Genomic DNA, 21,848 nt, shown 5'->3' on the forward strand with positions numbered 1-21,848 from the left:
GCCTGCGCTTATGACATACCGGTGAAGACGCTGATTTTTCAACTTTATTTATCGTACCCCTCCATGTAAAATTCTCATCTATTTTGCAAATAATGATGTCGCCATGGCTAATATTTCACTATGTTGAAATTATTCTCACGTTTTTTATCAGTTGGCATCATTAACACCCTGATTCATTGGATGGTGTTTGCAGCCCTGTATTGTCTTAATACCCGCCAATGGCTGGCTAATCTGTTGGCTTTCATTGTCGCGGTAACATTTTCATTTTTTGCCAATGCACGCTGGACGTTTAAAGCCGAAGCGACAACTTTTCGCTATGTCATCTTCGTTGCCTTTATGGGCATAATGGCCGCAGGCATCGGCAGTTTCGCCGATCATACGCATATTAATCCGATTATTACGCTTATATCATTTTCTATAATAAGCCTGGTATTCGGCTTCATCTATTCAAACTTTATTGTTTTTAAGGTGAAAAAGTGAAAATTTCTCTGGTCGTTCCCGTCTTCAATGAAGAAGACGCAATACCGATATTCTATCGTACCGTCAAAGAAAAACTCTCTTCTTACCCTCTCGAAATTGTCTTCATTAATGATGGCAGTACTGATAAAACCGAGCAGATTATTAAGTCGCTGCGGGATGATGACGAATCTGTAATAGTCATTAACTTTATTCGTAACTTTGGTAAAGAAACCGCGCTGCTTGCCGGACTTGAACATGCTACCGGTGATGCAGTCATTCCGGTTGACGTTGATCTTCAGGATCCCATCGAAGTGATTCCCTTGCTCATAAGCAAATGGCAAGAGGGATGGCCGATTGTGCTGGCAAAACGCAATGACCGCAGTAGCGATAGTCATTTTAAGCGTAAAACTGCTGCATGGTTTTATAAACTGCATAATAAGATCAGCTCACCAAAGCTAGAAGAAAATGTTGGGGACTTTCGTTTACTTTCGCGCGCGACTGTCGAAAACATAAAGCAATTGCAGGAACGCAATCTATTTATGAAAGGCATCCTGAGTTGGGTGGAGGGTGATGCTGCCATCGTGGAATACAGCCGTTCAGCGCGCGTTGCGGGAGAGGCAAAGTTTAACGGATGGCGACTTTGGAATTTAGCGCTTGAAGGGCTGACCAGTTTCTCAACCTTTCCGCTCAGAGTGTGGACCTATATTGGTTTTTTTGTCGCATTCCTGTCGTTCGTTTATGGCGCGTGGATGATCATTGATAAAATAATATGGGGTAACCCGGTAGCAGGTTATCCATCACTACTGGTATCAATACTGTTTTTGGGTGGGATTCAATTAATTGGAATAGGTGTGCTAGGTGAATATATTGGCAGGATATATATTGAAACCAAGCATAGACCTCGATATATTAAAAAGGAAGCAGATGACAAACATAGCTTGTAATAACTTTAAAGTTTATCTTTTTTTAGCTGCGGCATTATTGGTTTGCTATAGCCCTGTCTTTCTTTCAAGCTATGCCTTTTCGGATGATTGGTACTATCTGTTCAGCGCCCAAACTGATCCTGCCAGCATTTTCAAGTGGGACGTCCTTTCTGGAAGGCCGGCCTATGGTGCTTTGCGCTATGGTTTCTCTTTCCTGATATCCAGCCTGGACTCATTGATACTGATAAGAGTGCTATCCGTTGCCTCTCTCATATTACTAAGCTGTTACTTTTACAAATTTATCTCTGAGAGAGATATCCTTAAAAATCCACTGCAGAGAGTTATATTCTCTTTAGTGACCTGCTTACTGCCCTCTTTCCAGGTATTCAACGCCTGGTCAGTATGTTTTCCTTTTGTAACGTCTATTCTTCTTGCTGGATGGAGTTACTCAGCATTAACCCGATTGCGTGGTATTAAGGGAATAACGGTGTCAGCCTTGCTGATTACGCTCTCTTTCGCTATTTACCAGCCCACGGCCATGTGTTTTCTTTTTTTTGCGTTTATGGACACTTGCCTGACTCCACGTAAAGTCGCTAAAAAAGAACTCATTCGTACATTGTTAATGATTTTCTTTGGCATGCTGATGGCATTAATATTAGCCAAAGTCATTCCGCTCCTGTTATTCGGCGAGACACTTTCAAGAAGTAACATTACCATTGATCTCTTGGGAAAAATAAAATGGTTCTTTGTAGAGCCATTAAAAAATGCCATCTGTAATTTTGACACTGGTAGAAAAGCACTATCAGTTATCATCTCTCTGTTATTCATCTTTATTGGGCTGAAAAAAATTAGCGGGAACGGCAAGGAGAAAGTGATTTTATCTTTACTGTTCGCTGTTGCAGCAGTGACACCAAACTTATTGGTGACAGAGAGTTGGGCGGCTTACCGAACAATCAGTGCGCTCTCGCTGATTACCACGTCTTGCTTCCTTATCGGGCTATTCGTGGTGATCGATAAGACAAAATACTCACGATTCCTTTATCTATTGCTACCTCTCGCTGCCGGATGGCTTGCAGCCAGCAATATTAAAGAGGGTTTTTCTTCACCTCAGCAAAAAGAGTATGCACTTTTAAAAGCCGAAATAACTAAAATGGTCGCAAAAGATTTCGATGGCGCCCTTTACTACCGCTTAAATAGTGAGAATTTGCCAAAAATTGCAAAATCATCGAAATATGATGAGTTTGGTTCTTTATCTTTAGGCATGTCGTGGACGTTTGCCGGTATGGCATTCACCGTAAAAAAAGAAGCGGGTATGAATTACACTCTAACCAAATCGCCAGTGATCACCGGCAATGAGAGCTGCACAGGAAAATGCATGATTATCGATGCTCAGTCGGTGCTGGCAAGGCAATAAACCGAGATTATCCGCGAACTTTAGACAAAAAAAGGGAGCCATTGGCTCCCGTTATGCTTTCTGCCTGAGTGGCAAATTACATGTTGCTGATGATCGCGTCACCAAACTCTGAACATTTCAGCAGTTTAGCGCCTTCCATCAGACGTTCGAAGTCGTAGGTCACGGTTTTGTTAGCGATTGCGCCTTCAACACCTTTAACGATTAAGTCAGCCGCTTCGAACCACTCCAGATGACGCAGCATCATTTCAGCTGACAGGATCACTGAACCTGGGTTCACTTTATCCTGACCTGCATACTTCGGTGCTGTACCGTGTGTCGCTTCGAACAGGGCACATTCGTCACCGATGTTGGCGCCTGGTGCAATACCGATACCGCCAACCTGTGCCGCCAGGGCATCAGAGATGTAGTCACCGTTCAGGTTCATACAGGCGATCACGTCGTATTCCGCCGGACGCAGCAGGATCTGCTGCAGGAAGGCGTCGGCGATCACGTCTTTAACGATGATCTCTTTACCGGTGTTCGGGTTCTTGAACTTCATCCACGGGCCGCCATCGATCAGCTCGCCGCCGAACTCTTCTTTCACTAACTGGTAACCCCAGTCTTTGAAAGAACCTTCGGTGAACTTCATGATGTTGCCTTTGTGAACCAGGGTCAGAGAATCACGGTCGTTGGTGATGGTGTATTCAACCGCTGCGCGCACCAGACGTTTAGTGCCCTCTTCCGAGCATGGCTTAACGCCGATACCACACTGCTCAGGGAAGCGAATTTTCTTCACGCCCATCTCTTCGCGCAGGAACTTGATCACTTTATCCGCTTCTGGCGTGCCCGCTTTCCACTCGATACCGGCATAGATATCTTCTGAGTTTTCACGGAAGATCACCATGTCGGTCTCTTCTGGACGCTTAACCGGGCTTGGCGTGCCTTTGTAGTAGCGAACCGGACGCAGACAAACGTACAGATCCAGCTCCTGACGCAGCGCAACGTTCAGAGAACGAATACCGCCACCAACTGGAGTAGTCAGCGGGCCTTTGATGGCAACGCGATATTCTTTGATTAAATCGAGGGTTTCCTGCGGCAGCCAGACGTCCTGGCCGTAGAGTTCTACTGATTTTTCGCCGGTATAAATTTCCATCCAGGAAATTTTTCGCTCGCCGTTGTAGGCTTTCTTCACAGCGGCATCAACCACTTTCAACATTACCGGGGAAACATCAACGCCGATACCGTCACCTTCAATGTAAGGAATAATCGGGTTATTCGGAACATTCAGTTTTCCCTGATCCAGGGTGATTTTTTGACCTTCCGCCGGAACAACTACTTTGCTTTCCATCAACCTCTCCTTCGAGCGATTTTTTGTTAATGATTTGTAAGATGCGGGTCAATACTACTTGATTATTTCCGCTACGCCAATCACCGTAGTTTCGCGCTATAATGCGCCGAATGTTTCCGACTGCAAAGCCCATGCGAAAAACTTCTCAACGAATTCACCAGGATATGCGCGCAAGCGCCCCGGCACGTAAGCCCGTGCGCCGCGATACCCGTCCGAAAGGTCCAAGACGCGTCATACTCTTTAACAAACCATTCGATGTTTTGCCGCAATTCAGTGACGAAGCCGGACGCCGCACGCTGAAGGATTTTGTGCCGGTGAGCGACGTCTACGCCGCTGGCAGACTCGATCGCGACAGCGAAGGATTGATGATTTTGACCAACGATGGCGCGCTGCAGGCCGCGCTGACGCAGCCCGGCAAGCGCACCGGAAAGGTCTATTTTGTGCAGGTGGAAGGTGCGCCGCAGGAATCAGATTTATCCCTGTTACGCAGCGGCGTGACGCTGAACGATGGCCCCACTTTGCCGGCAGGGATTGAGTTAGTGAGCGAGCCAGAGTGGCTATGGCCGCGCCAGCCGCCGATTCGTGAACGCAAAGCGATTCCCACCAGCTGGCTGAAAATCACCTTGTTTGAGGGACGAAATCGCCAGGTGCGCCGCATGACGGCACACATAGGCTTTCCGACATTGCGCCTGATTCGCTTTGCGATGGGCGAACATCAGTTAGGCGATTTGCCCCCGGGTGAATGGCGCGATATCAGTGCAGCCATTTAATAACTTTTAGTTAACAATTTCGGAGGAAGGATGTTTAAACCTCATGTAACGGTGGCCTGTATTGTGCAGGCACAGGGACATTTGCTGGTGGTTGAAGAGCGCGTGCACGGTCGTATTACCTGGAACCAGCCCGCCGGGCATCTTGAGGCCAATGAAACTCTTCTCGAAGCCGCCCAGCGTGAACTGTTTGAAGAGACCGGCATTGAAGCCAAACCTGAATATTTCCTCGGCGTGCAGCAGTGGATTGCGCCGGACGATACACCTTTTGTGCGTTTCCTGTTTGGCCTCGATCTGGCCGAAAAAGTCGATACCTCGCCGCACGATCGCGACATCGACTGCTGCTGGTGGCTGCCGCCAGAGCAGATTCTGACGGCCAATCGCCTGCGTTCGCCGTTAGTGGCAGAGAGCGTGCGACTGTGGCAACAAGGCGAGCGTTATCCGCTGCATCTGGTCGCGCCGTTCCAGTGGCCGTTTCATGAGGGTGCGCGCCCCGCTTCTGCATGATAGAATGCGCCGCCTGTTTTTATCGTAATTTAAGAGTGCGTCATGTCTGACAACAGCCAGAAAAAAGTGATCGTCGGAATGTCCGGCGGCGTCGATTCTTCCGTTTCCGCCTGGTTACTGCAGCAGCAGGGCTACCAGGTTGAAGGCCTGTTCATGAAGAACTGGGAGGAAGACGATGGCGAGGAGTATTGCACCGCCGCCGATGATCTGGCTGACGCACAAGCCGTGTGTGACAAACTCGGCATCAAACTGCACAAAATCAACTTCGCCGCTGAGTACTGGGATAACGTGTTCGAGCACTTCCTGGAAGAGTACAAAGCCGGCCGCACGCCGAATCCTGACATCCTGTGCAACAAAGAGATCAAGTTCAAAGCCTTCCTCGAATTCGCGGCGGATGATCTCGGCGCAGACTTCATCGCCACCGGCCACTACGTGCGCCGTCAGGATGTAGATGGTCAAAGCCGCTTGCTGCGCGGCCTCGATGGCAACAAAGATCAGAGCTATTTCCTCTACACGCTCAGCCACCAGCAGATCGCGCAAAGCCTGTTCCCGGTTGGCGAACTGGATAAGCCGGAAGTGCGCCGCATCGCTGAGCAGCTGGATCTGATCACCGCGAAGAAGAAAGATTCCACCGGCATTTGCTTTATCGGTGAGCGCAAGTTCCGCGACTTCCTTGGTCGTTATCTGCCTGCGCAGCCGGGCGAAATCGAAACCGTTGACGGCGAAATCGTCGGTGAACATCAGGGCTTGATGTACCACACGCTCGGCCAGCGTAAAGGTCTGGGCATCGGCGGCCGTAAAGAGAGCAACGACGATCCCTGGTATGTGGTCGACAAAGATGTGGCGCGCAATCGCCTGATCGTGGCGCAAGGCGGCGAGCATCCGCGCCTGATGTCCGTGGGGTTGATTGCCCAACAGCTGCACTGGGTTGATCGCCAGCCAATGACCGCGCCGCTGCGCTGCACGGTGAAAACCCGCTATCGCCAGACCGACATTCCGTGTGAAATTATTCCGCACGGCGATGACCGTATTGAAGTCCGTTTTGACGAGCCGGTTGCGGCCGTCACGCCAGGCCAATCCGCCGTGTTCTATCTCGGTGAAGTGTGCCTCGGCGGCGGCATTATCGAACAACGCCTGCCTCTGGCAGAAGCCTAAGGTCGGCGCTGCCCGACGCGATGACAGGAGTTAAGCGTGGCTAAGAACTATTATGAGATTACGCTGGCGCTGGCGGGCGTATGCCAGGCCGCCCATGTGGTGCAACAGCTCGCGCAGCAGGGAAATTGCAATAACGCGGCACTGAATGTGTCGCTGCGCAGCCTGATCGATCTCAATCCCGGTTCGACGCTGGCAGTGTTTGGCAACGACGAAGCCAATTTAAAGGTTGGATTAGAGACCTTGATGGCGGTGCTCAACAGCAGCAATCGTCAGGGTGCCAGCGCTGAACTGACCCGTTATACCTTAAGCATGATGGTGCTGGAGCGTAAGCTGCATGGCAACAAAACCGCGATGAACACGCTGGCACAACGCATCGGCCAGCTTGACCGCCAGCTGGCGCATTACGAGCTGGAATCGGACACCATCATCAGCGCAATGGCCGGCATTTATGTGGATGTGATTAGCCCGCTGGGCCCGCGCATTCAGGTGACCGGTTCACCGCAGGTGCTACAGAATTCACAAGTGCAGAGTAAAGTGCGCGCCGCCCTGCTGGCCGGTATTCGCTCTGCGGTGTTATGGCAGCAGGTTGGCGGTGGCCGTCTGCAGCTGATGTTCTCGCGCCAGCGCTTGCTGAGCGAAGCTAAAACCATTTTATCCCGCCTGGGCCCGGCGTATTAAGCGCCGCCCCGGCATAATTGTTAAACGATTCAGGAGTTGCACTGATGGAATTATCCTCTCTGACCGCCGTTTCACCTGTCGATGGTCGTTACGGCGATAAAGTCAGCCCACTGCGCGCCATTTTCAGCGAGTTCGGTTTGCTGAAATTCCGCGTTGAGGTTGAGGTTCGCTGGTTACAAAAATTGGCCACGACTGTCGAGATCAAGGAAGTTCCTGCATTTGATGCCGACGCAAACGCTTTCCTTGATGCCATTGTCGCCAATTTCAGCGAAGAAGACGCGGCACGCATCAAAACCATCGAGCGCACCACCAACCACGACGTTAAAGCCGTGGAGTATTTCCTGAAAGAGAAAGTGGTCGATGTACCCGCGCTGCATGCGGTGTCTGAATTCATCCACTTCGCCTGTACCTCCGAAGATATCAACAACCTGTCGCATGCGCTGATGCTGGAAACCGCTCGTCGTGATGTGATCGTGCCGTTCTGGAACCAACTGATCAATGCTGTTAAAGGTCTGGCACACGAATACCGTGACATTCCGCTGCTGTCGCGCACCCATGGCCAGCCGGCAACGCCGTCAACCATGGGTAAAGAGATGGCGAACGTGGCATACCGTCTCGAGCGCCAGTTGCGTCAGCTGAGCAAAATTGACGTGCTGGGTAAAATCAACGGTGCGGTCGGTAACTATAACGCCCACATCTCCGCCTACCCGGAAGTGGATTGGCACCAGCTGAGCGAGCAGTTTGTTACCTCCTTAGGTCTCACCTGGAACCCGTATACCACGCAGATTGAGCCGCACGATTACATCGCTGAACTGTTTGATTGCATCGCGCGCTTCAACACCATTCTGATCGACTTTGATCGTGATATCTGGGGCTACGTGGCGCTCAATCACTTCAAGCAGAAAACCATCGCCGGTGAAATCGGTTCGTCCACCATGCCGCACAAAGTGAACCCGATTGACTTCGAAAACTCCGAAGGCAACCTCGGCCTGGCTAACGCCATGATGCAGCATCTGGCCAGCAAACTGCCGGTGTCACGCTGGCAGCGCGACCTGACCGACTCCACCGTGCTGCGTAACCTTGGCGTGGGCATCGGTTATGCGCTGATCGCTTATCAAGCCACGCTGAAAGGCATCTCTAAACTGGAAGTGAACCGCGATCGTCTGCTGGACGAGCTGGATCACAACTGGGAAGTACTGGCTGAGCCGATCCAAACCGTGATGCGTCGTTACGGTATCGAAAAACCGTACGAGAAGCTGAAAGAGCTGACGCGCGGTAAACGCGTTGATGCTGCCGGTATGCAAACCTTTATCGATAGCCTCGAACTGCCGGAAGAGGAAAAAGTGCGTCTGAAGCAGATGACGCCAGCCAACTACCTCGGCCGTGCGATTCAGATGGTTGATGATTTGAAGTAATGCGGTGGCCAGGCGCGTTTCGCGCGCCTGGTTGTTCTCTGGTTTAGCTGGCTTTGCGTATACTCTCCTCATCATCACTACGTTCGAAGCTAAGGAAATACTATGCGTGTTCTGGTTGTAGAAGATAATGCGCTGCTACGCCATCACCTCGCCGTGCAATTGCGTGAAATGGGCCATCAGGTCGACGCCGCAGAAGATGCCAAAGAAGCGGATTATTTCCTGCAAGAACATGTCCCCGACATCGCGCTGGTCGATCTCGGTTTGCCCGATGAAGATGGCATGTCGCTGATTCGCCGCTGGCGCACCGATGCGGTACGTCAACCGATTCTGGTCTTAACCGCGCGCGAAGGCTGGCAGGCCAAGGTGGAAGCGCTGGAAGCGGGTGCCGACGACTATGTCACCAAGCCGTTCCACATTGAAGAAGTGGCTGCACGCTTGCAGGCGTTGATGCGTCGCAACAGCGGACACGCGTCGCAAATTATCTCTATGCCGCCGTTCCAGGTCGATCTCTCTCGCCGCGAACTGACGGTGCAAGATGAACCGGTAAAATTGACCGCTTTCGAATACACCATCGTCGAAACCCTGATTCGCAACGCGGGTAAAGTGGTGAGCAAAGATTCGCTGATGCTGCAGCTCTATCCGGATGCCGAACTGCGTGAAAGCCACACCATCGACGTGTTGATGGGCCGTCTGCGTAAAAAAATTCTCTCACTCTATCCAACCGAAGTGATCAACACCGTACGCGGCCAGGGCTATCGCTTTGATCTCTGATTTATGACGTGGTTCCGGCGTTTACGCCCCTTCTCTCTCCGCGCTCGTTTTCTGCTGGCGACCGCGGCGATCGTGTTGTTTTTGTCACTCTCCTACGGCATGGTCGCGGTGGTTGGCTATGTCGTCAGTTTCGATAAAAATACCTATCGCGTGATGCGCGGCGAGAGCAATCTGTTCTTCACGCTGGCGCAGTGGCACGACAATCAGCTCACCATCGGCCAGCCGGAGCGCATGACGCTCAATTTCCCCACGCTGGTCTTTATCTACGATGAACGCGGCAAACTGCTGTGGCAGCAGCGCGATGTGCCCGAAATCCGCAAAAAGATTCATCGTGAATGGCTGCTCAAGCCCGATTTCTACGAAATCGATACCAGCAACCGCACCAGCATGGCGGCGATGGGCAACAACCCGCAGGCGAAAGAGCGGCTGCACGCGCTGGATAGCGACAGCAGTGACACCTTCACCCACTCGGTCGCGGTCAATCGCTACGATGCCACCACCAACTTACCGGCGCTGACCATTGTGGTGGTCGACTCAATTCCGCAAGAGTTGCAGCATTCCGATGTGGTGTGGTCGTGGTTTAGCTATGTGCTGGCGGCCAATCTGCTGCTGGTGATCCCGCTGCTGTGGCTGGCGGCGCACTGGAGTTTGCGGCCGATTGGCGATCTCACTTCGCAGGTGCGCGAGCTGGAAACCGGTCAGCGCGAGAATCTTGATGACAATCCGCCGCAAGAGTTACGCAGTCTGGTGCGCAATCTTAACCTGCTGCTGACCAACGAACGTCAACGCTACACGCGCTATCGCACCACCTTGTCGGATGTCACCCATAGCCTGAAAACCCCGCTGGCAGTGCTGCAAAGTACGCTGCGATCGTTACGCAATGGTAAAGAGTTAACCATTGAACAGGCCGAACCGGTGATGCTGGAGCAGATCAGCCGCATCTCGCAGCAGATTGGTTATTACCTGCATCGCGCCAGCATGCAGGCCGATCACAATCCTCTGCAGCGCGATTTGCATTCGGTTTCGGCGCTGCTCGATAGCCTGTGCTCGGCACTGAATAAAGTCTATCAACGCAAGGGCGTAGCGATCACGTTGGATATCTCGCCGGAGCTGACCTTTATCGGCGATAAGAATGACTTTATGGAAGTGCTTGGCAACGTGCTGGATAACGCCTGCAAATATTGCCTCGAATTTATTGAAGTCACCGCACGACAAACCGACAACACTTTGCATCTGTTTATTGATGATGACGGCCCCGGCATCCCGGAGAGCAAACGCGATCTGATCTTCGTGCGCGGTCAACGTGCCGACACTTTGCGTCCCGGCCAGGGATTAGGTTTAGCCGTGGTGCGCGACATCCTCGAACAGTACGCCGGTCAGGTGATCGCCACCACCAGCCCGCTCGGCGGCGCGCGCATGGAAGTGATTTTCCAGCGCCAGGAAGTCGAGCATCACCGCGAGTAGAAAGGGACGCGGGCTGTTATACTTGCCATCATTCTTTGCAGCAAACGGACTCCTCATATGGACTATCAGCTCGATATCAACTGGCCCGACTTTATTCAGCGCTACTGGCAGAAACGCCCGGTGGTGCTTAAACGTGGATTTAAAAACTTCGTCGATCCTATTTCTCCTGACGAGCTGGCCGGTCTGGCGATGGAAAATGAGGTCGATAGCCGCCTTGTCAGCCATAACGAGGGCAAATGGCAAGTCAGCCACGGCCCGTTTGAAAGCTACGATCATCTCGGTGAGAGCAACTGGTCGCTGCTGGTGCAGGCGGTCAACCATTGGCATGAACCTTCTGCTGCGCTGATGCGCCCGTTCCGTTTTCTGCCCGACTGGCGTGTTGACGACCTGATGATCTCGTTTGCCGTGCCGGGCGGCGGCGTCGGTCCGCATTTCGATCAGTACGATGTGTTTATCATTCAGGGCACTGGCCGCCGTCGCTGGCGCGTGGGTGAAAAAGTGCCGTTGAAACAGCACTGCCCGCATCCGGACCTGCTGCAGGTTGAGCCTTTCGACGCCATCATCGATGAAGAGATGGAGCCCGGCGATATTCTCTATATTCCGCCAGGATTCCCGCACGAAGGCTATTCGCTGGAAAACGCCATCAACTATTCGGTCGGCTTCCGCGCACCGAACGGTCGCGAGCTGATCAGCGGTTTTGCCGATCACATGCTGGCCAACGAATTGGGCAGCTACCGCTACAGCGATCCCGATGTGCCATCGCGTGAATGCCCATCGCAAATTCTGCCGTCAGAACTGGAAGGCATCCGCAAAGTCATGATGGATGTGATTAACCAGCCGGAGCAGTTTAATCAGTGGTTTGGCGAGTTTATTTCTCAGTCGCGTCATGAGCTGGACGTCGCACCGCCAGAGCCGCCGTATCAACCGGACGAAATCTACGATGCATTGCAGCAAGGCGATGCGCTGACGCGGCTCGGCGGCCTGCGCGTATTGACCATTGGCGATGTGGTGTTTGTGAACGGTGAATCGATCACCAGCAGCCATCCGCATGTGCTGGCAGCATTGGCGCACAATCACGTGCTGACGCTGGAAGATTTCGGCGATGCGCTGGATGACCCTTCACTGCTGGCGCAGCTGGCGGCGTTGGTGAATAGCGGGTATTGGTTCTTCGGCGAGTAAGTTTCAGTCTGTCTCGGGGTTTCTAAAACTCGGTGGGTGCTCGGTAGGTGCTCGCTGTCCCCCTCCTCGGTGGGTGCTCGGTGGGTGCTGGCTGTCCCCCTCCTCGGTCCTCCCCCATAAATGGGGGAGGAAGATGCTGCAATATGTGAGTAGGGAGTTGCATGTGGCAGCGTCTCCTTCCCCCATTTATGGGGGAAGGCCGGGATGGGGGACAACCCGCACTATGCAATCACCATCACCCCTTCTTCTGCCCCGCCAGCTCAGCCAAACGCACAATCACATCCACCGACTGCGCCATCACATTGAGTGAGGCGAACTCGTGCTTGCCGTGATAGTTGTAGCCGCCGGTGAACAGGTTCGGGCATGGCAATCCTTTCCACGACAGCGCAGAGCCGTCGGTGCCGCCGCGAATCGGTTTGACGTTCGGTTCGATGCCGCAATCGCGCATCGCCTGCAGCGCCAGCTCAATAATGTGCGGATGCGGTTCGACTTTCTCGCGCATGTTGCGATAGCTGTCGCTGATCTCCACTTTCACCGAACATTCGCTTTGCAGCCCTTTGCTGACGCGCTGACCAATCTCTTCCAGCAGCTGTTTACGCTGTTCATAGCTGTCGGCATCAAAATCGCGGATCAGATACATCAGCTCGGCGTGCTCAACCGTGCCTTTGATGGTGTGCAGATGGAAGAAGCCTTCATAGCCGTCGGTATACTGCGGCTTCTCTTTGGCTGGCAGTTCCGCGTGGAAGCGCATCGCCAGATCCAGCGCATTGACCATCACATTTTTAGCGCTGCCCGGATGCACGTTGTTGCCAGTGATTTTAACCATCGCGGTAGCGGCATTGAAGTTCTCGAACTCGAACTCGCCGAGATCGCTGCCATCAACGGTATACGCCCAATCGGCGGCAAAGCCTTCGACGTCGAAGTGCGACGCGCCGCGACCAATCTCTTCATCGGGTGTAAAGGCCACGCGAATCGCACCGTGTGGCGTATCCCCTTTTGCCAGACGCGCCATCGCGGTCATGATCTCGGCGATACCGGCTTTATCATCCGCACCGAGCAGCGTTTTGCCATCGGTGGTGATCAGCGTATGACCGATCAGCTTATGCAGAACCGGGAACATCACCGGTGACAGAATTTCATCACCGTTACCGAGCGCGATATCGCCACCGCGATAGTTTTCAATAATCTGCGGATTGACGTTTTTGGCGGTAAAATCCGGCGAGGTGTCCATATGCGAAATAAAGCCGATCACCGGCGTGGCCCAATCAACGTTAGCCGGTAAGGTGCCCATCACACAGCAGTGATCGCTCAGAGAGACATCAACAAAGCCCAGCGCGATAAGTTCTTCCTGTAATTGACGCGCCAGCGTCCACTGCCCTTCGCTGCTTGGCACCTGTCGTGCCTGAGGTTTTGACTGAGTTTCTACTGCAACATAACTGAGAAAACGCTCAAGTAATTGATCCATCTGTCATCCCTCTAAAGAACCTGCGTCATTATCATGGTGGCCAAATGGCACCATGTTGCGTCAAATCATTATCCTTCAGGTTAGCTCTCTCAACGTGACTTGCGTTGAAAATTCGCTCACTCGCGCCTGTCTGACTTATCCGTTACGCATACTCCGGCATTTTTCAGAGTTTTCAAGGTAAATCCGTGGCAAAACATGGCATTGACACATTTTTGCGGTATCATCGCGCCCTTCATCACAGCAAGCGGCCACCAGCGGCTATGCTGTAACCTGATTCACCATCAGACTGAGTGACTAAAATGACGCAAACACGCGCGCCTGCGCTGGTTACGCTTTCTGGCATCAGTAAAGCTTTTGATGGCAAAACCATCATCTCTGACTTTGACCTGACCATCCGTCACGGCGAGTTCATCACGCTGCTTGGCCCTTCCGGCTGCGGAAAAACCACCATTTTACGCTTGATTGCCGGGCTGGAAGCGGCCGATCGCGGTCATATCATTCTTGATGACAATGACATCACCGATCTGCCCGCCGAGCATCGCCACTTTAACACCGTGTTTCAGAGCTACGCGCTGTTCCCGCACATGTCGGTGTTTGAGAACGTCGCCTTTGGCCTGCGCATGCAGAAAACCCCGGCGGCGGAGATCACCACGCGCGTTAACGATGCGCTGGCGATGGTGCAGCTGGAGAGTTTTGCCGATCGCCGTCCGCATCAGCTTTCGGGCGGTCAGCAGCAGCGCGTGGCGATTGCGCGCGCGGTGGTCAATCGCCCGAAAGTGCTGCTGCTGGACGAGTCGCTGTCGGCGCTGGATTACAAGCTGCGGCGCCAGATGCAAAACGAGCTCAAAGCGCTACAGCGTAAGCTTGGCATCACCTTTGTGTTTGTGACGCACGATCAGGAAGAGGCGCTGACCATGTCCGATCGTATCGTGGTAATGCGCGATGGCCGCATCGAACAGGACGGCACGCCACGCGAGATTTACGAAGAGCCCGCCAACCTGTTTGTGGCGCGTTTTATTGGCGAGATTAACGTGTTCGATGCCGAGGTGCTGAACAGCGATCATGCGCCTACAATCCGCGCGCGTGTGGAAGGCCTTGAATGCACGCTGCAATGTGATTTCCCGGTCAGCGTCGGCGATAAACTGCACGTGCTGCTGCGCCCGGAAGATCTGCGCGTTGAAGAGATCGACCACGACAGCCGCAGCGATAATCTGATCGGCTTCGTGCGCGAGCGCAACTATAAAGGCATGACGCTGGAGTCTACTGTTGAGCTGGAGAACGGCAAGCTGCTGACGGTGAGCGAGTTCTTTAACGAAGACGATCCCGATTTTGATCACTCGCTGAACCAGAAAATGGCCGTCAGCTGGGTCGCCAACTGGGAGGTGGTGTTGCCGTATGAAGTTGATGCGTAACCGCCTGCAGAAAGTCATTGTTGCCCTGATCGTCAGCTGGCTCACGCTGTTTGTGCTGCTGCCTAACCTGATGATTTTCGCCACCAGCTTCCTGACGCGCGATGATGCGCATTTTGTCAGTATGGCCTTCACCCTCAATAACTACACGCGGCTGCTCGATCCGCTCTACGCTGATGTGCTGCTGCACTCGCTGAATATGGCGTTGATCGCCACGCTGTGCTGCCTGCTGCTCGGTTATCCGTTTGCCTGGTGTCTGACGAAACTGCCGGCGCGCCTGCGTCCGCTGATGCTGTTCCTGCTGATTGTGCCGTTCTGGACCAACTCGCTGATCCGTATCTACGGTCTGAAAATCTTCCTCAGCACGCGCGGCTGGCTGAATGAATTTTTGCTGTGGCTTGGGGTGATCGATAAACCGTTTCGCATCATGTACACCTCGGAAGCGGTGGTTCTGGGGCTGATCTACATTCTGCTGCCGTTTATGGTGCTGCCGCTCTACTCCAGCCTGGAAAAGCTGGATAAATCCTGCCTCGAAGCGGCGCGCGATCTTGGCGCGAATAAAGTGAAAACCTTTTTACGCATCATTCTGCCGCTCACCATGCCGGGCATTGTCGCCGGTTGCCTGCTGGTGTTTATCCCGGCGATGGGCTTGTTCTTTGTAGCGGATTTGCTGGGCGGCGCGAAAAACCTGTTAATTGGCAACGTGATCAAGAGCCAGTTCCTGAATATCCGTGACTGGCCGTTCGGTGCTGCCACCAGCATTGTGATGACGCTGCTGATGGGGCTGATGCTGCTGGCTTACTGGCGCGCAGCGCGTATGCTGAACAGCAAGGTGGAACTGCAATGATGGCGCGCTGGTTACGTGGCGGCTTCATGGCCGTGATTTATGCCTGGTTTTATATCCCGATCATCATTCTGATCGTCAACTCCTTCAACCGTTCGCGTTTCGGCATTAACTGGCAGGGCTTCAGCACGCAGTGGTATCGCCTGCTGATGAATAACGACAGCCTGATTCAGGCGGCACAACATTCATTGCTGATGGGCGTGCTCTCTGCCAGCTGCGCCACGATTATCGGCTCGCTGACCGCCGTCGCGCTCTATCGCTATCGCTTCCGTGGTAAACCGTTCGTCAGCGGCATGCTGTTTGTGGTGATGATGTCGCCGGATATCGTGATGGCGATTTCGCTGCTGGTGCTGTTTATGCTGCTGGGCATTTCGCTGGGCTTCTGGTCGCTGCTGTTCTCGCATATCACCTTCTGCCTGCCGTTTGTGGTGATCACCGTCTATTCGCGCCTGAAAGGGTTTGATGTGCGCATGCTGGAAGCCGCCAAAGATCTTGGTGCCAGCGAAGTCACCATTTTGCGCAAAATTCTGCTGCCGCTGGCGCTGCCGGCGGTCGCAGCGGGTTGGCTGCTGAGCTTTACGCTGTCGATGGACGATGTCGTGGTATCGTCGTTCGTCACCGGCCCGAGCTTCGAAATTTTGCCGTTAAAAATCTATTCGATGGTGAAAGTTGGCGTGTCACCGGAAGTGAACGCGCTGGCGACAATTTTGCTGCTGCTGTCGCTGCTGTTGGTGGCGCTCAGTCAGCTGTTGCTCCGTGATAAAACCAAATAGAGGATAATCGATGAAAAAGTGGTCTCACTGGCTGGCGGCTGGGGCGCTGGCATTGGGCATGCAGAGCGCGCAGGCGGATGCCGGTAAAACGCTCTACTTCTATAACTGGACCGAATACGTGCCGCCGGGACTGCTGGAGCAGTTCACCAAAGAGACCGGCATCAAGGTGATTTACTCCACCTACGAATCCAATGAAAGCATGTATGCCAAGCTGAAGACCTGGAAAGATGGCGCCTACGACTTGGTGGTGCCTTCAACCTACTTCGTCGCCAAAATGCGTAATGAAGGCATGCTGCAAAAGATCGATAAAACCCAGCTCAGCAACTTCAAAAACCTCGATCCTAACCTGCTCAACAAGCCGTTCGATCCTAATAATGATTACTCGATCCCCTATATCTGGGGCGCGACCGCCATTGGCATCAACACTGACGAAGTGGATGCCAAAAGCATTACCCGCTGGGCCGATTTGTGGAAGCCTGAGTATAAGCAAAGCCTGCTGCTGACCGACGATGCGCGTGAAGTGTTCCAGATGGCGCTGCGTAAGCTGGGCTATTCGGGTAACACCCGCGATCCCAAGCAGATCGAAGCCGCTTATGAAGAGTTGAAAAAGCTGATGCCGAACGTGCTGGCGTTTAACTCCGATAATCCAGGAAATCCGTTTATGGAAGGCGAAGTGAACGTTGGGATGATCTGGAACGGTTCCGCTTACGTGGCGCGCCAGGCAGGTACGCCGCTGCAGATTATCTGGCCACAGGAAGGCGGGATTTTCTGGATGGATAACCTGGCGATTCCGGCCAATGCGAAAAACCGTGAAGGCGCGCTGAAGCTGATTAACTTCCTGCTGCGTCCGGATGTGGCGGCACAGGTGGCGGAAACCATCGGCTATCCCACGCCAAACCTGGCAGCGAAGAAGTTACTGCCACAGGAAGTGGCCAGCGATCCTTCGCTTTATCCTGCTGAGGATGTGATCAAAAACGGCGAGTGGCAGAACGATGTCGGTGACGCCAGCGTGCAGTATGAGACGTTGTTCCAGAAGCTGAAGGCGGGACGTTAACTCTCTGCGGCTTCCCCTCACCCTGCCCTCTCTCGCAAGCGGGAGAGGGTTCCGTCTAGCCCCTTCTCCCTCTGGGAGAAGGTTGGGATGAGGTAAAGCGCGCACAAATCTACTTATACAACCCACGCAAAAACGTATGCACAAACTCCGGCACCACTTCGCTTGCTAAGCCGTAATGACGCTCGGCAAACTTATTGCCGACCTGGCTCGGTTCCAGATTCAGCTCCACAGTATGCGCGCCCTGCAGTTTCGCTTCGTGGACAAAACCGGCGGCGGGATAGACATGGCCCGACGTGCCAATGGCGATAAACAGATTCGCCTGCTCAATCGCCTGATAAATCTCTTCCATCCCCAGCGGCATTTCGCCGAACCACACGATGTGCGGGCGCAGCATGGCCGGGAACTGGCAGCAGGTGCAGCGATCGTCCGCGGTTAAATCTTCGGTCCAGTCCAGCACTTGTCCACTGCTGACGCAGCGCACTTTCAACAGTTCACCGTGCATATGCAGCACGCGCTGGCTGCCGGCGCGTTCGTGCAGGTTATCGATATTCTGCGTCACCAGCAGGAAGTTATCGCCCAGCACCTGCTCCAGTTCCGCCAGCGCTTTGTGCGCGGCGTTAGGCTGAATTTCTGGCTGCTGCAGCTGTTGACGCCGCGCGTTGTAAAACGCCTGCACCAGCGCCGGATTGCGTTGAAAACCTTCCGGCGTGGCGACATCTTCAACGCGATGCTCTTCCCACAAGCCATCGGCGGCGCGGAAAGTGCGAATACCGGATTCGGCGGAGATCCCCGCGCCAGTCAGCACCACCACGCGCGGTTGCGGATGCGCGGCCAGTTCAGCTTTGCGATCGCGCTCGAAGATGCGCTGGCGAAAGCGCTGATGCACCTTGCGGCGGTTTTTTTTGTCGCGGGCGAGTCGTAGGCGGCGGCGCGGTATGCGCATAAAAGCTCCTTATCTGCGGCGTTTATTGCCGCGCATCGGGGATTTTTCGGGCTACTCTGCCCGATAATAGCAGCCGCACAGCGGCTGCGTTTTATCTTTACTGACCGCTGAGTACGCGGGCCGGATCGATACGGCTGGCGCGTCGTGCCGGATACCAGCTGGCAATCAGGCTCAGAACAATCGCGGTGGCCAGCACCGAAATCACATCAATCCAGTGCAGTTCGGACGGCAGGAAATCGATAAAGTAGATATCGCCTGCCAGCAGCTGATGCCCGGTCAGGTGCTCAAACACGCGCATCACCGGCGTGAGATTGAGCGCTACCAGCACGCCGACCACCACGCCGCTGACGCTGCCGAGCAGGCCCGCCAGCAAGCCGTACCAGATAAAGATGGCGCGGATCAAACCATCTTTGGCCCCCAGCGTGCGCAGTACCGCGATGTCGCTGCTCTTATCTTTCACCGCCATCACCAGCGTCGAAACGATGTTAAAGCAGGCCACGCCAATCACCAGCACCATGGCTAAATACATAATGGCGCGAATCATCTGGATGTCACGGTACATGTAGCCGTAAGTGCCAATCCAGCTCTTGATGTAGACGTAAGAGTGCGTCACTTTACCGGCGTCATGTATCAACTTCTGCGCCTGGAACGGGTCATTCATCTTCAGCGCAATACCGCTGACGCTGTCGCCCATATCCAGATACTTCTGCGCATCCGCCAGCGGCACCAGCGCCAGGCTGTGATCGAGCATGCCGCTCAGTTGCAGCACGCCGCTGACCTGCAGACGAATACGTTTTGGCTGCAGCAGCTTATTCTCGCCATCATTATTGGGGATCATGATGGTGATCCAGTCGCCCTGTTTCACATTGAGCGATTTAGCGATGCCGCCACCCAGAATGATTTGCTGTTTACCAGCCGCGAACTGCGACCATGCATCTCCGGCCACAAAGCTCGGCAAGGCGCTAAGACGCGCTTCCTGCTGCGGATCGACGCCTTTCACCTGCAACGCCTGCAGCTTTGCGCCGCTCTCAATCAGCCCGGTGAAGTTGATATAGGGCGCTGCGGCGGCAATGCCGGCCACCTGCTCAATCGGCGCGATCATCGGTTGCCAGTTACGGAACGGCTGATTCACCGGCTCGATTTCACCGTGCGGTACCACCGCCAGAATGCGGTTATTCAGCTCACGCTCAAAGCCGTTCATGGCGCTCAGGCCGATGATCAGCACCGCCACGCCCAGCGCAATGCCGATGGTGGAGATGATGGAGATCAGCGAGACCATGCCACCACGCCGCCGACCGCGGCTAAAACGCAGCCCGAGCAGCAGGGATAATGACGAAGCCATCAGATCACTCCCAGCGTCAGTTGGTCGCTCAGCTCACCGTCGCGCATCTCCATCTGGCGGCTCAGGCGTTTCGCCAGCTGCAGATCGTGCGTCACTACCAGAAAAGCGGTGCCCTGTTTAACGTTCAGCTCGCCGAGCAGTTCAAAAATCGCGTCGGCGTTGCGCGCATCGAGGTTACCGGTAGGTTCATCGGCCATCACCAGCCGCGGACGATTCACCAGCGCGCGGGCAATCGCCACACGCTGACGTTCACCGCCCGACAGTTCAGAAGGCCGATGCGCAGCACGTTTTTCCAGCCCGACCGCCGCCAGCATTTCACGCGCGCGTGATTCCGCTTCCGCTTTGCCAATTTTGCCAATCAGCAGCGGCATCGCCACGTTCTCCAGCGCGCTAAAATCCGGCAGCAGATGGTGGAACTGATAGATAAAGCCCAGCTCACGGTTGCGCAGCTCGGCTTTCGCGGCCGACGACATCGCATTCAGCGATTTACCATCAAAAATCACATCGCCTGACGTCGGCGCATCCAGGCCGCCGAGCAGATGCAGTAAGGTACTTTTACCCGAACCGGAGCTGCCGACAATTGCCGTCAGTTCACCCGGCTGCAGGCTGAAAGCCACATTGCGCAGCACATCGGTCTGCACGCTGCCTTCCTGATAGCGTTTGCACAGGTCACGACACTGCAACAAAGGAGTATTACTCATAACGTAAAGCCTCAGCGGGTTGGACGGCGGCAGCGCGCCACGACGGATAAAGGGTAGAAAGCAGCGCGACGGCCATTGAGACCAGCGCAATGGTGATCACCTGCAACACATTGATGTCGACCGGCAGCGCCGCGCCATCAAGGAACAGACCAATCACCGGCATCAAGTTATTCAGCTGGCTGGCAAGCAGCACGCCAAGCACGGTGCCCAGCAGCGCGCCAATAATGCCCGCGCTGGCGCCCTGCACCATAAACACCGCGACAATCTGGCGGCGGGTTAAACCCAGCGTTTGCAAAATGGCCACTTCGCCCTGCTTCTCCATGATCAGCAGGCCCAGCGAGGTAATGATATTAAAAGCCGCCACCGCGATGATCAGGCTCAGCAGCAGCCCCATCATGTTTTTTTCCATGCGTACCGCCTGGAACAGATCGCCTTTGCGTTCGCGCCAGTCTTTCCACGTCAGGCCCTCCGGCAGTTTCTGCTGGCTGAGCGCATCAACGCTTAACGGCTTATCCAGCCACAAACGCCAGCCGGTGATGTTGCCGAGCGGATAGCGCATCACGCGTGACGCATCCTGCTGATTGACCAGAATTTGATAGCCATCCACTTCGCTGTTGGCGGCATAGGTGCCAGCCACAGTGAAAATACGCTGGCTCGGCAAACGTCCTACCGGCGTGAACTGGCTGACCGATGGCACCATCAGACGCAGCTGATCGCCGCGCTTCACGCCCAGCTGTGCAGCCAGCTGTTCACCGAGGATGACGTTGTACTGGCCCGGCTGCAGCACGCTTTGTTGGGTGTTGACGAGGAATGGCGTCAGCGGATCCTGTTCGTCGGGATTGATGCCGAGCATCACGCCGACCGAGACGTTACGCGCGCTTTGTAGCACCACATCAGCGGTGGTCAGCGGTGCGATGCGCTTAACCCCTTGCAGTTGGAGATTATCGGCGGGCAACGCCTTGGGACTGATGCTGCCTTTTTCGCTGGTGATCAGCGCCTGCGGCATCAGGCCGAGGATATTGCCTTCCAGCTCGCGCTCAAAGCCATTCATCACCGACAACACGGTGACCAGCGCCAGCACGCCGAGCGTGATGCCGATAGTTGAGAGCCAGGAGACGAAGCGACCAAAGCGGTCTGAGGCACGTCCACGCATGTAGCGTAAACCGATGAATAACGCGACTGGTTGATACATGAGATCCGTCTTGGCAGTTGCCTGAAAATAAGTAGTGGGATGATAAAGGAGGCGTCCCCTTTATGA

21 protein-coding genes are annotated in these 21,848 nt (G+C 54.2%); 15 read left to right on the plus strand and 6 right to left on the minus strand.

Annotated elements, in window-relative coordinates; all coding sequences use genetic code 11:
* Nucleotides 1-120 precede the first annotated feature (120 nt).
* The 3 genes from IB226_RS06905 to IB226_RS06915 are packed head-to-tail and all read left to right on the plus strand — an operon-like array spanning nucleotide 121 to nucleotide 2,796.
* Nucleotides 121-480, plus strand: coding sequence for a GtrA family protein (locus IB226_RS06905; RefSeq protein ID WP_192234252.1), 360 nt, complete (start codon nucleotides 121-123; stop codon nucleotides 478-480).
* Complete coding sequence (locus IB226_RS06910) at nucleotides 477-1,403, plus strand: glycosyltransferase family 2 protein (RefSeq protein ID WP_192234254.1); 927 nt, start codon at nucleotides 477-479, stop codon at nucleotides 1,401-1,403. Before IB226_RS06905 ends, IB226_RS06910 begins: the two co-directional genes overlap by 4 nt.
* Nucleotides 1,384-2,796 (plus strand): glucosyltransferase domain-containing protein, encoded by a 1,413-nt coding sequence (locus IB226_RS06915; protein ID WP_192234256.1) that lies wholly within the window; start codon nucleotides 1,384-1,386, stop codon nucleotides 2,794-2,796. The genes IB226_RS06910 and IB226_RS06915 overlap by 20 nt, the downstream gene beginning before the upstream one ends.
* 76 nt (nucleotides 2,797-2,872) lie before the next feature.
* Here IB226_RS06915 and icd read toward each other — a convergent pair whose 3' ends face one another.
* On the minus strand, nucleotides 2,873-4,123 hold the full coding sequence (icd, locus tag IB226_RS06920) for an NADP-dependent isocitrate dehydrogenase (RefSeq protein WP_064740914.1): 1,251 nt from the start codon (nucleotides 4,121-4,123) through the stop codon (nucleotides 2,873-2,875).
* A gap of 101 nt (nucleotides 4,124-4,224) precedes the next feature.
* Here icd and rluE point away from each other — a divergent pair, with 101 nt between their 5' ends.
* The 8 genes from rluE (at nucleotide 4,225) to IB226_RS06960 (ending at nucleotide 12,059) form a co-directional block, all read left to right on the plus strand.
* Nucleotides 4,225-4,893, plus strand: a complete 669-nt coding sequence (rluE, locus tag IB226_RS06925) for a 23S rRNA pseudouridine(2457) synthase RluE (protein WP_370579231.1) — start codon at nucleotides 4,225-4,227, stop codon at nucleotides 4,891-4,893.
* 30 nt (nucleotides 4,894-4,923) lie between these two features.
* A complete protein-coding gene (locus IB226_RS06930; RefSeq protein WP_101760804.1) occupies nucleotides 4,924-5,397 on the plus strand; it encodes an NUDIX domain-containing protein in 474 nt (157 codons plus the stop codon).
* Nucleotides 5,398-5,439: 42 nt separating this feature from the next.
* Entirely contained in the window at nucleotides 5,440-6,552 is a 1,113-nt protein-coding gene (gene mnmA, locus IB226_RS06935; protein WP_110865945.1) for a tRNA 2-thiouridine(34) synthase MnmA, read from the plus strand.
* Between the two features lie 36 nt (nucleotides 6,553-6,588).
* A complete protein-coding gene (gene hflD / locus IB226_RS06940; protein ID WP_101760806.1) occupies nucleotides 6,589-7,230 on the plus strand; it encodes a high frequency lysogenization protein HflD in 642 nt (213 codons plus the stop codon).
* A 44-nt stretch (nucleotides 7,231-7,274) separates the two neighbouring features.
* On the plus strand, nucleotides 7,275-8,645 hold the full coding sequence (gene purB, locus IB226_RS06945) for an adenylosuccinate lyase (protein ID WP_192234260.1): 1,371 nt from the start codon (nucleotides 7,275-7,277) through the stop codon (nucleotides 8,643-8,645).
* 102 nt (nucleotides 8,646-8,747) lie between these two features.
* Nucleotides 8,748-9,416, plus strand: a complete 669-nt coding sequence (gene phoP, locus IB226_RS06950) for a two-component system response regulator PhoP (RefSeq protein WP_101760808.1) — start codon at nucleotides 8,748-8,750, stop codon at nucleotides 9,414-9,416.
* Between the two features lie 3 nt (nucleotides 9,417-9,419).
* On the plus strand, nucleotides 9,420-10,880 hold the full coding sequence (phoQ, locus tag IB226_RS06955; protein WP_101760810.1) for a two-component system sensor histidine kinase PhoQ: 1,461 nt from the start codon (nucleotides 9,420-9,422) through the stop codon (nucleotides 10,878-10,880).
* 57 nt (nucleotides 10,881-10,937) lie between these two features.
* Nucleotides 10,938-12,059, plus strand: a complete 1,122-nt coding sequence (locus IB226_RS06960; protein ID WP_008103010.1) for a cupin domain-containing protein — start codon at nucleotides 10,938-10,940, stop codon at nucleotides 12,057-12,059.
* 235 nt (nucleotides 12,060-12,294) lie between these two features.
* Here the strand turns inward: IB226_RS06960 and pepT are convergent, their stop codons facing one another.
* Entirely contained in the window at nucleotides 12,295-13,524 is a 1,230-nt protein-coding gene (gene pepT, locus IB226_RS06965) for a peptidase T (protein ID WP_101760812.1), read from the minus strand.
* Between the two features lie 299 nt (nucleotides 13,525-13,823).
* On the opposite strand from pepT, the gene potA reads away from it, so the two are divergent.
* Genes potA through potD form a run of 4 tightly spaced genes read left to right on the plus strand, consistent with a single transcriptional unit; the run spans nucleotide 13,824 to nucleotide 17,604 of the window.
* Complete coding sequence (gene potA, locus IB226_RS06970) at nucleotides 13,824-14,936, plus strand: spermidine/putrescine ABC transporter ATP-binding protein PotA (protein ID WP_192234263.1); 1,113 nt, start codon at nucleotides 13,824-13,826, stop codon at nucleotides 14,934-14,936.
* Nucleotides 14,920-15,780, plus strand: coding sequence for a spermidine/putrescine ABC transporter permease PotB (gene potB, locus IB226_RS06975; protein ID WP_192234265.1), 861 nt, complete (start codon nucleotides 14,920-14,922; stop codon nucleotides 15,778-15,780). Before potA ends, potB begins: the two co-directional genes overlap by 17 nt.
* Nucleotides 15,777-16,550 (plus strand): spermidine/putrescine ABC transporter permease PotC, encoded by a 774-nt coding sequence (potC, locus tag IB226_RS06980; protein WP_061716930.1) that lies wholly within the window; start codon nucleotides 15,777-15,779, stop codon nucleotides 16,548-16,550. The genes potB and potC overlap by 4 nt, the downstream gene beginning before the upstream one ends.
* A 10-nt stretch (nucleotides 16,551-16,560) precedes the next feature.
* Nucleotides 16,561-17,604, plus strand: a complete 1,044-nt coding sequence (gene potD, locus IB226_RS06985; RefSeq protein ID WP_101760815.1) for a spermidine/putrescine ABC transporter substrate-binding protein PotD — start codon at nucleotides 16,561-16,563, stop codon at nucleotides 17,602-17,604.
* A 109-nt stretch (nucleotides 17,605-17,713) separates the two neighbouring features.
* Here the strand turns inward: potD and cobB are convergent, their stop codons facing one another.
* The 4 genes from cobB to lolC form a co-directional block, all read right to left on the minus strand.
* The gene (gene cobB / locus IB226_RS06990; RefSeq protein ID WP_192234266.1) at nucleotides 17,714-18,547 is read right to left on the minus strand and encodes a Sir2 family NAD+-dependent deacetylase; all 834 of its coding nucleotides are present in this window, start codon (nucleotides 18,545-18,547) and stop codon (nucleotides 17,714-17,716) included.
* Nucleotides 18,548-18,644: 97 nt separating this feature from the next.
* Entirely contained in the window at nucleotides 18,645-19,889 is a 1,245-nt protein-coding gene (gene lolE / locus IB226_RS06995; RefSeq protein ID WP_101760817.1) for a lipoprotein-releasing ABC transporter permease subunit LolE, read from the minus strand.
* On the minus strand, nucleotides 19,889-20,590 hold the full coding sequence (gene lolD, locus IB226_RS07000; RefSeq protein WP_008103026.1) for a lipoprotein-releasing ABC transporter ATP-binding protein LolD: 702 nt from the start codon (nucleotides 20,588-20,590) through the stop codon (nucleotides 19,889-19,891). The genes lolE and lolD overlap by 1 nt, the downstream gene beginning before the upstream one ends.
* On the minus strand, nucleotides 20,583-21,782 hold the full coding sequence (gene lolC / locus IB226_RS07005) for a lipoprotein-releasing ABC transporter permease subunit LolC (protein ID WP_101760818.1): 1,200 nt from the start codon (nucleotides 21,780-21,782) through the stop codon (nucleotides 20,583-20,585). Before lolC ends, lolD begins: the two co-directional genes overlap by 8 nt.
* Between the last annotated feature and the right edge of the window lie 66 nt (nucleotides 21,783-21,848).

Source organism: Pantoea sp. PNT03 (genome assembly GCF_014852515.1).
Lineage (GTDB): Bacteria > Pseudomonadota > Gammaproteobacteria > Enterobacterales > Enterobacteriaceae > Pantoea > Pantoea leporis.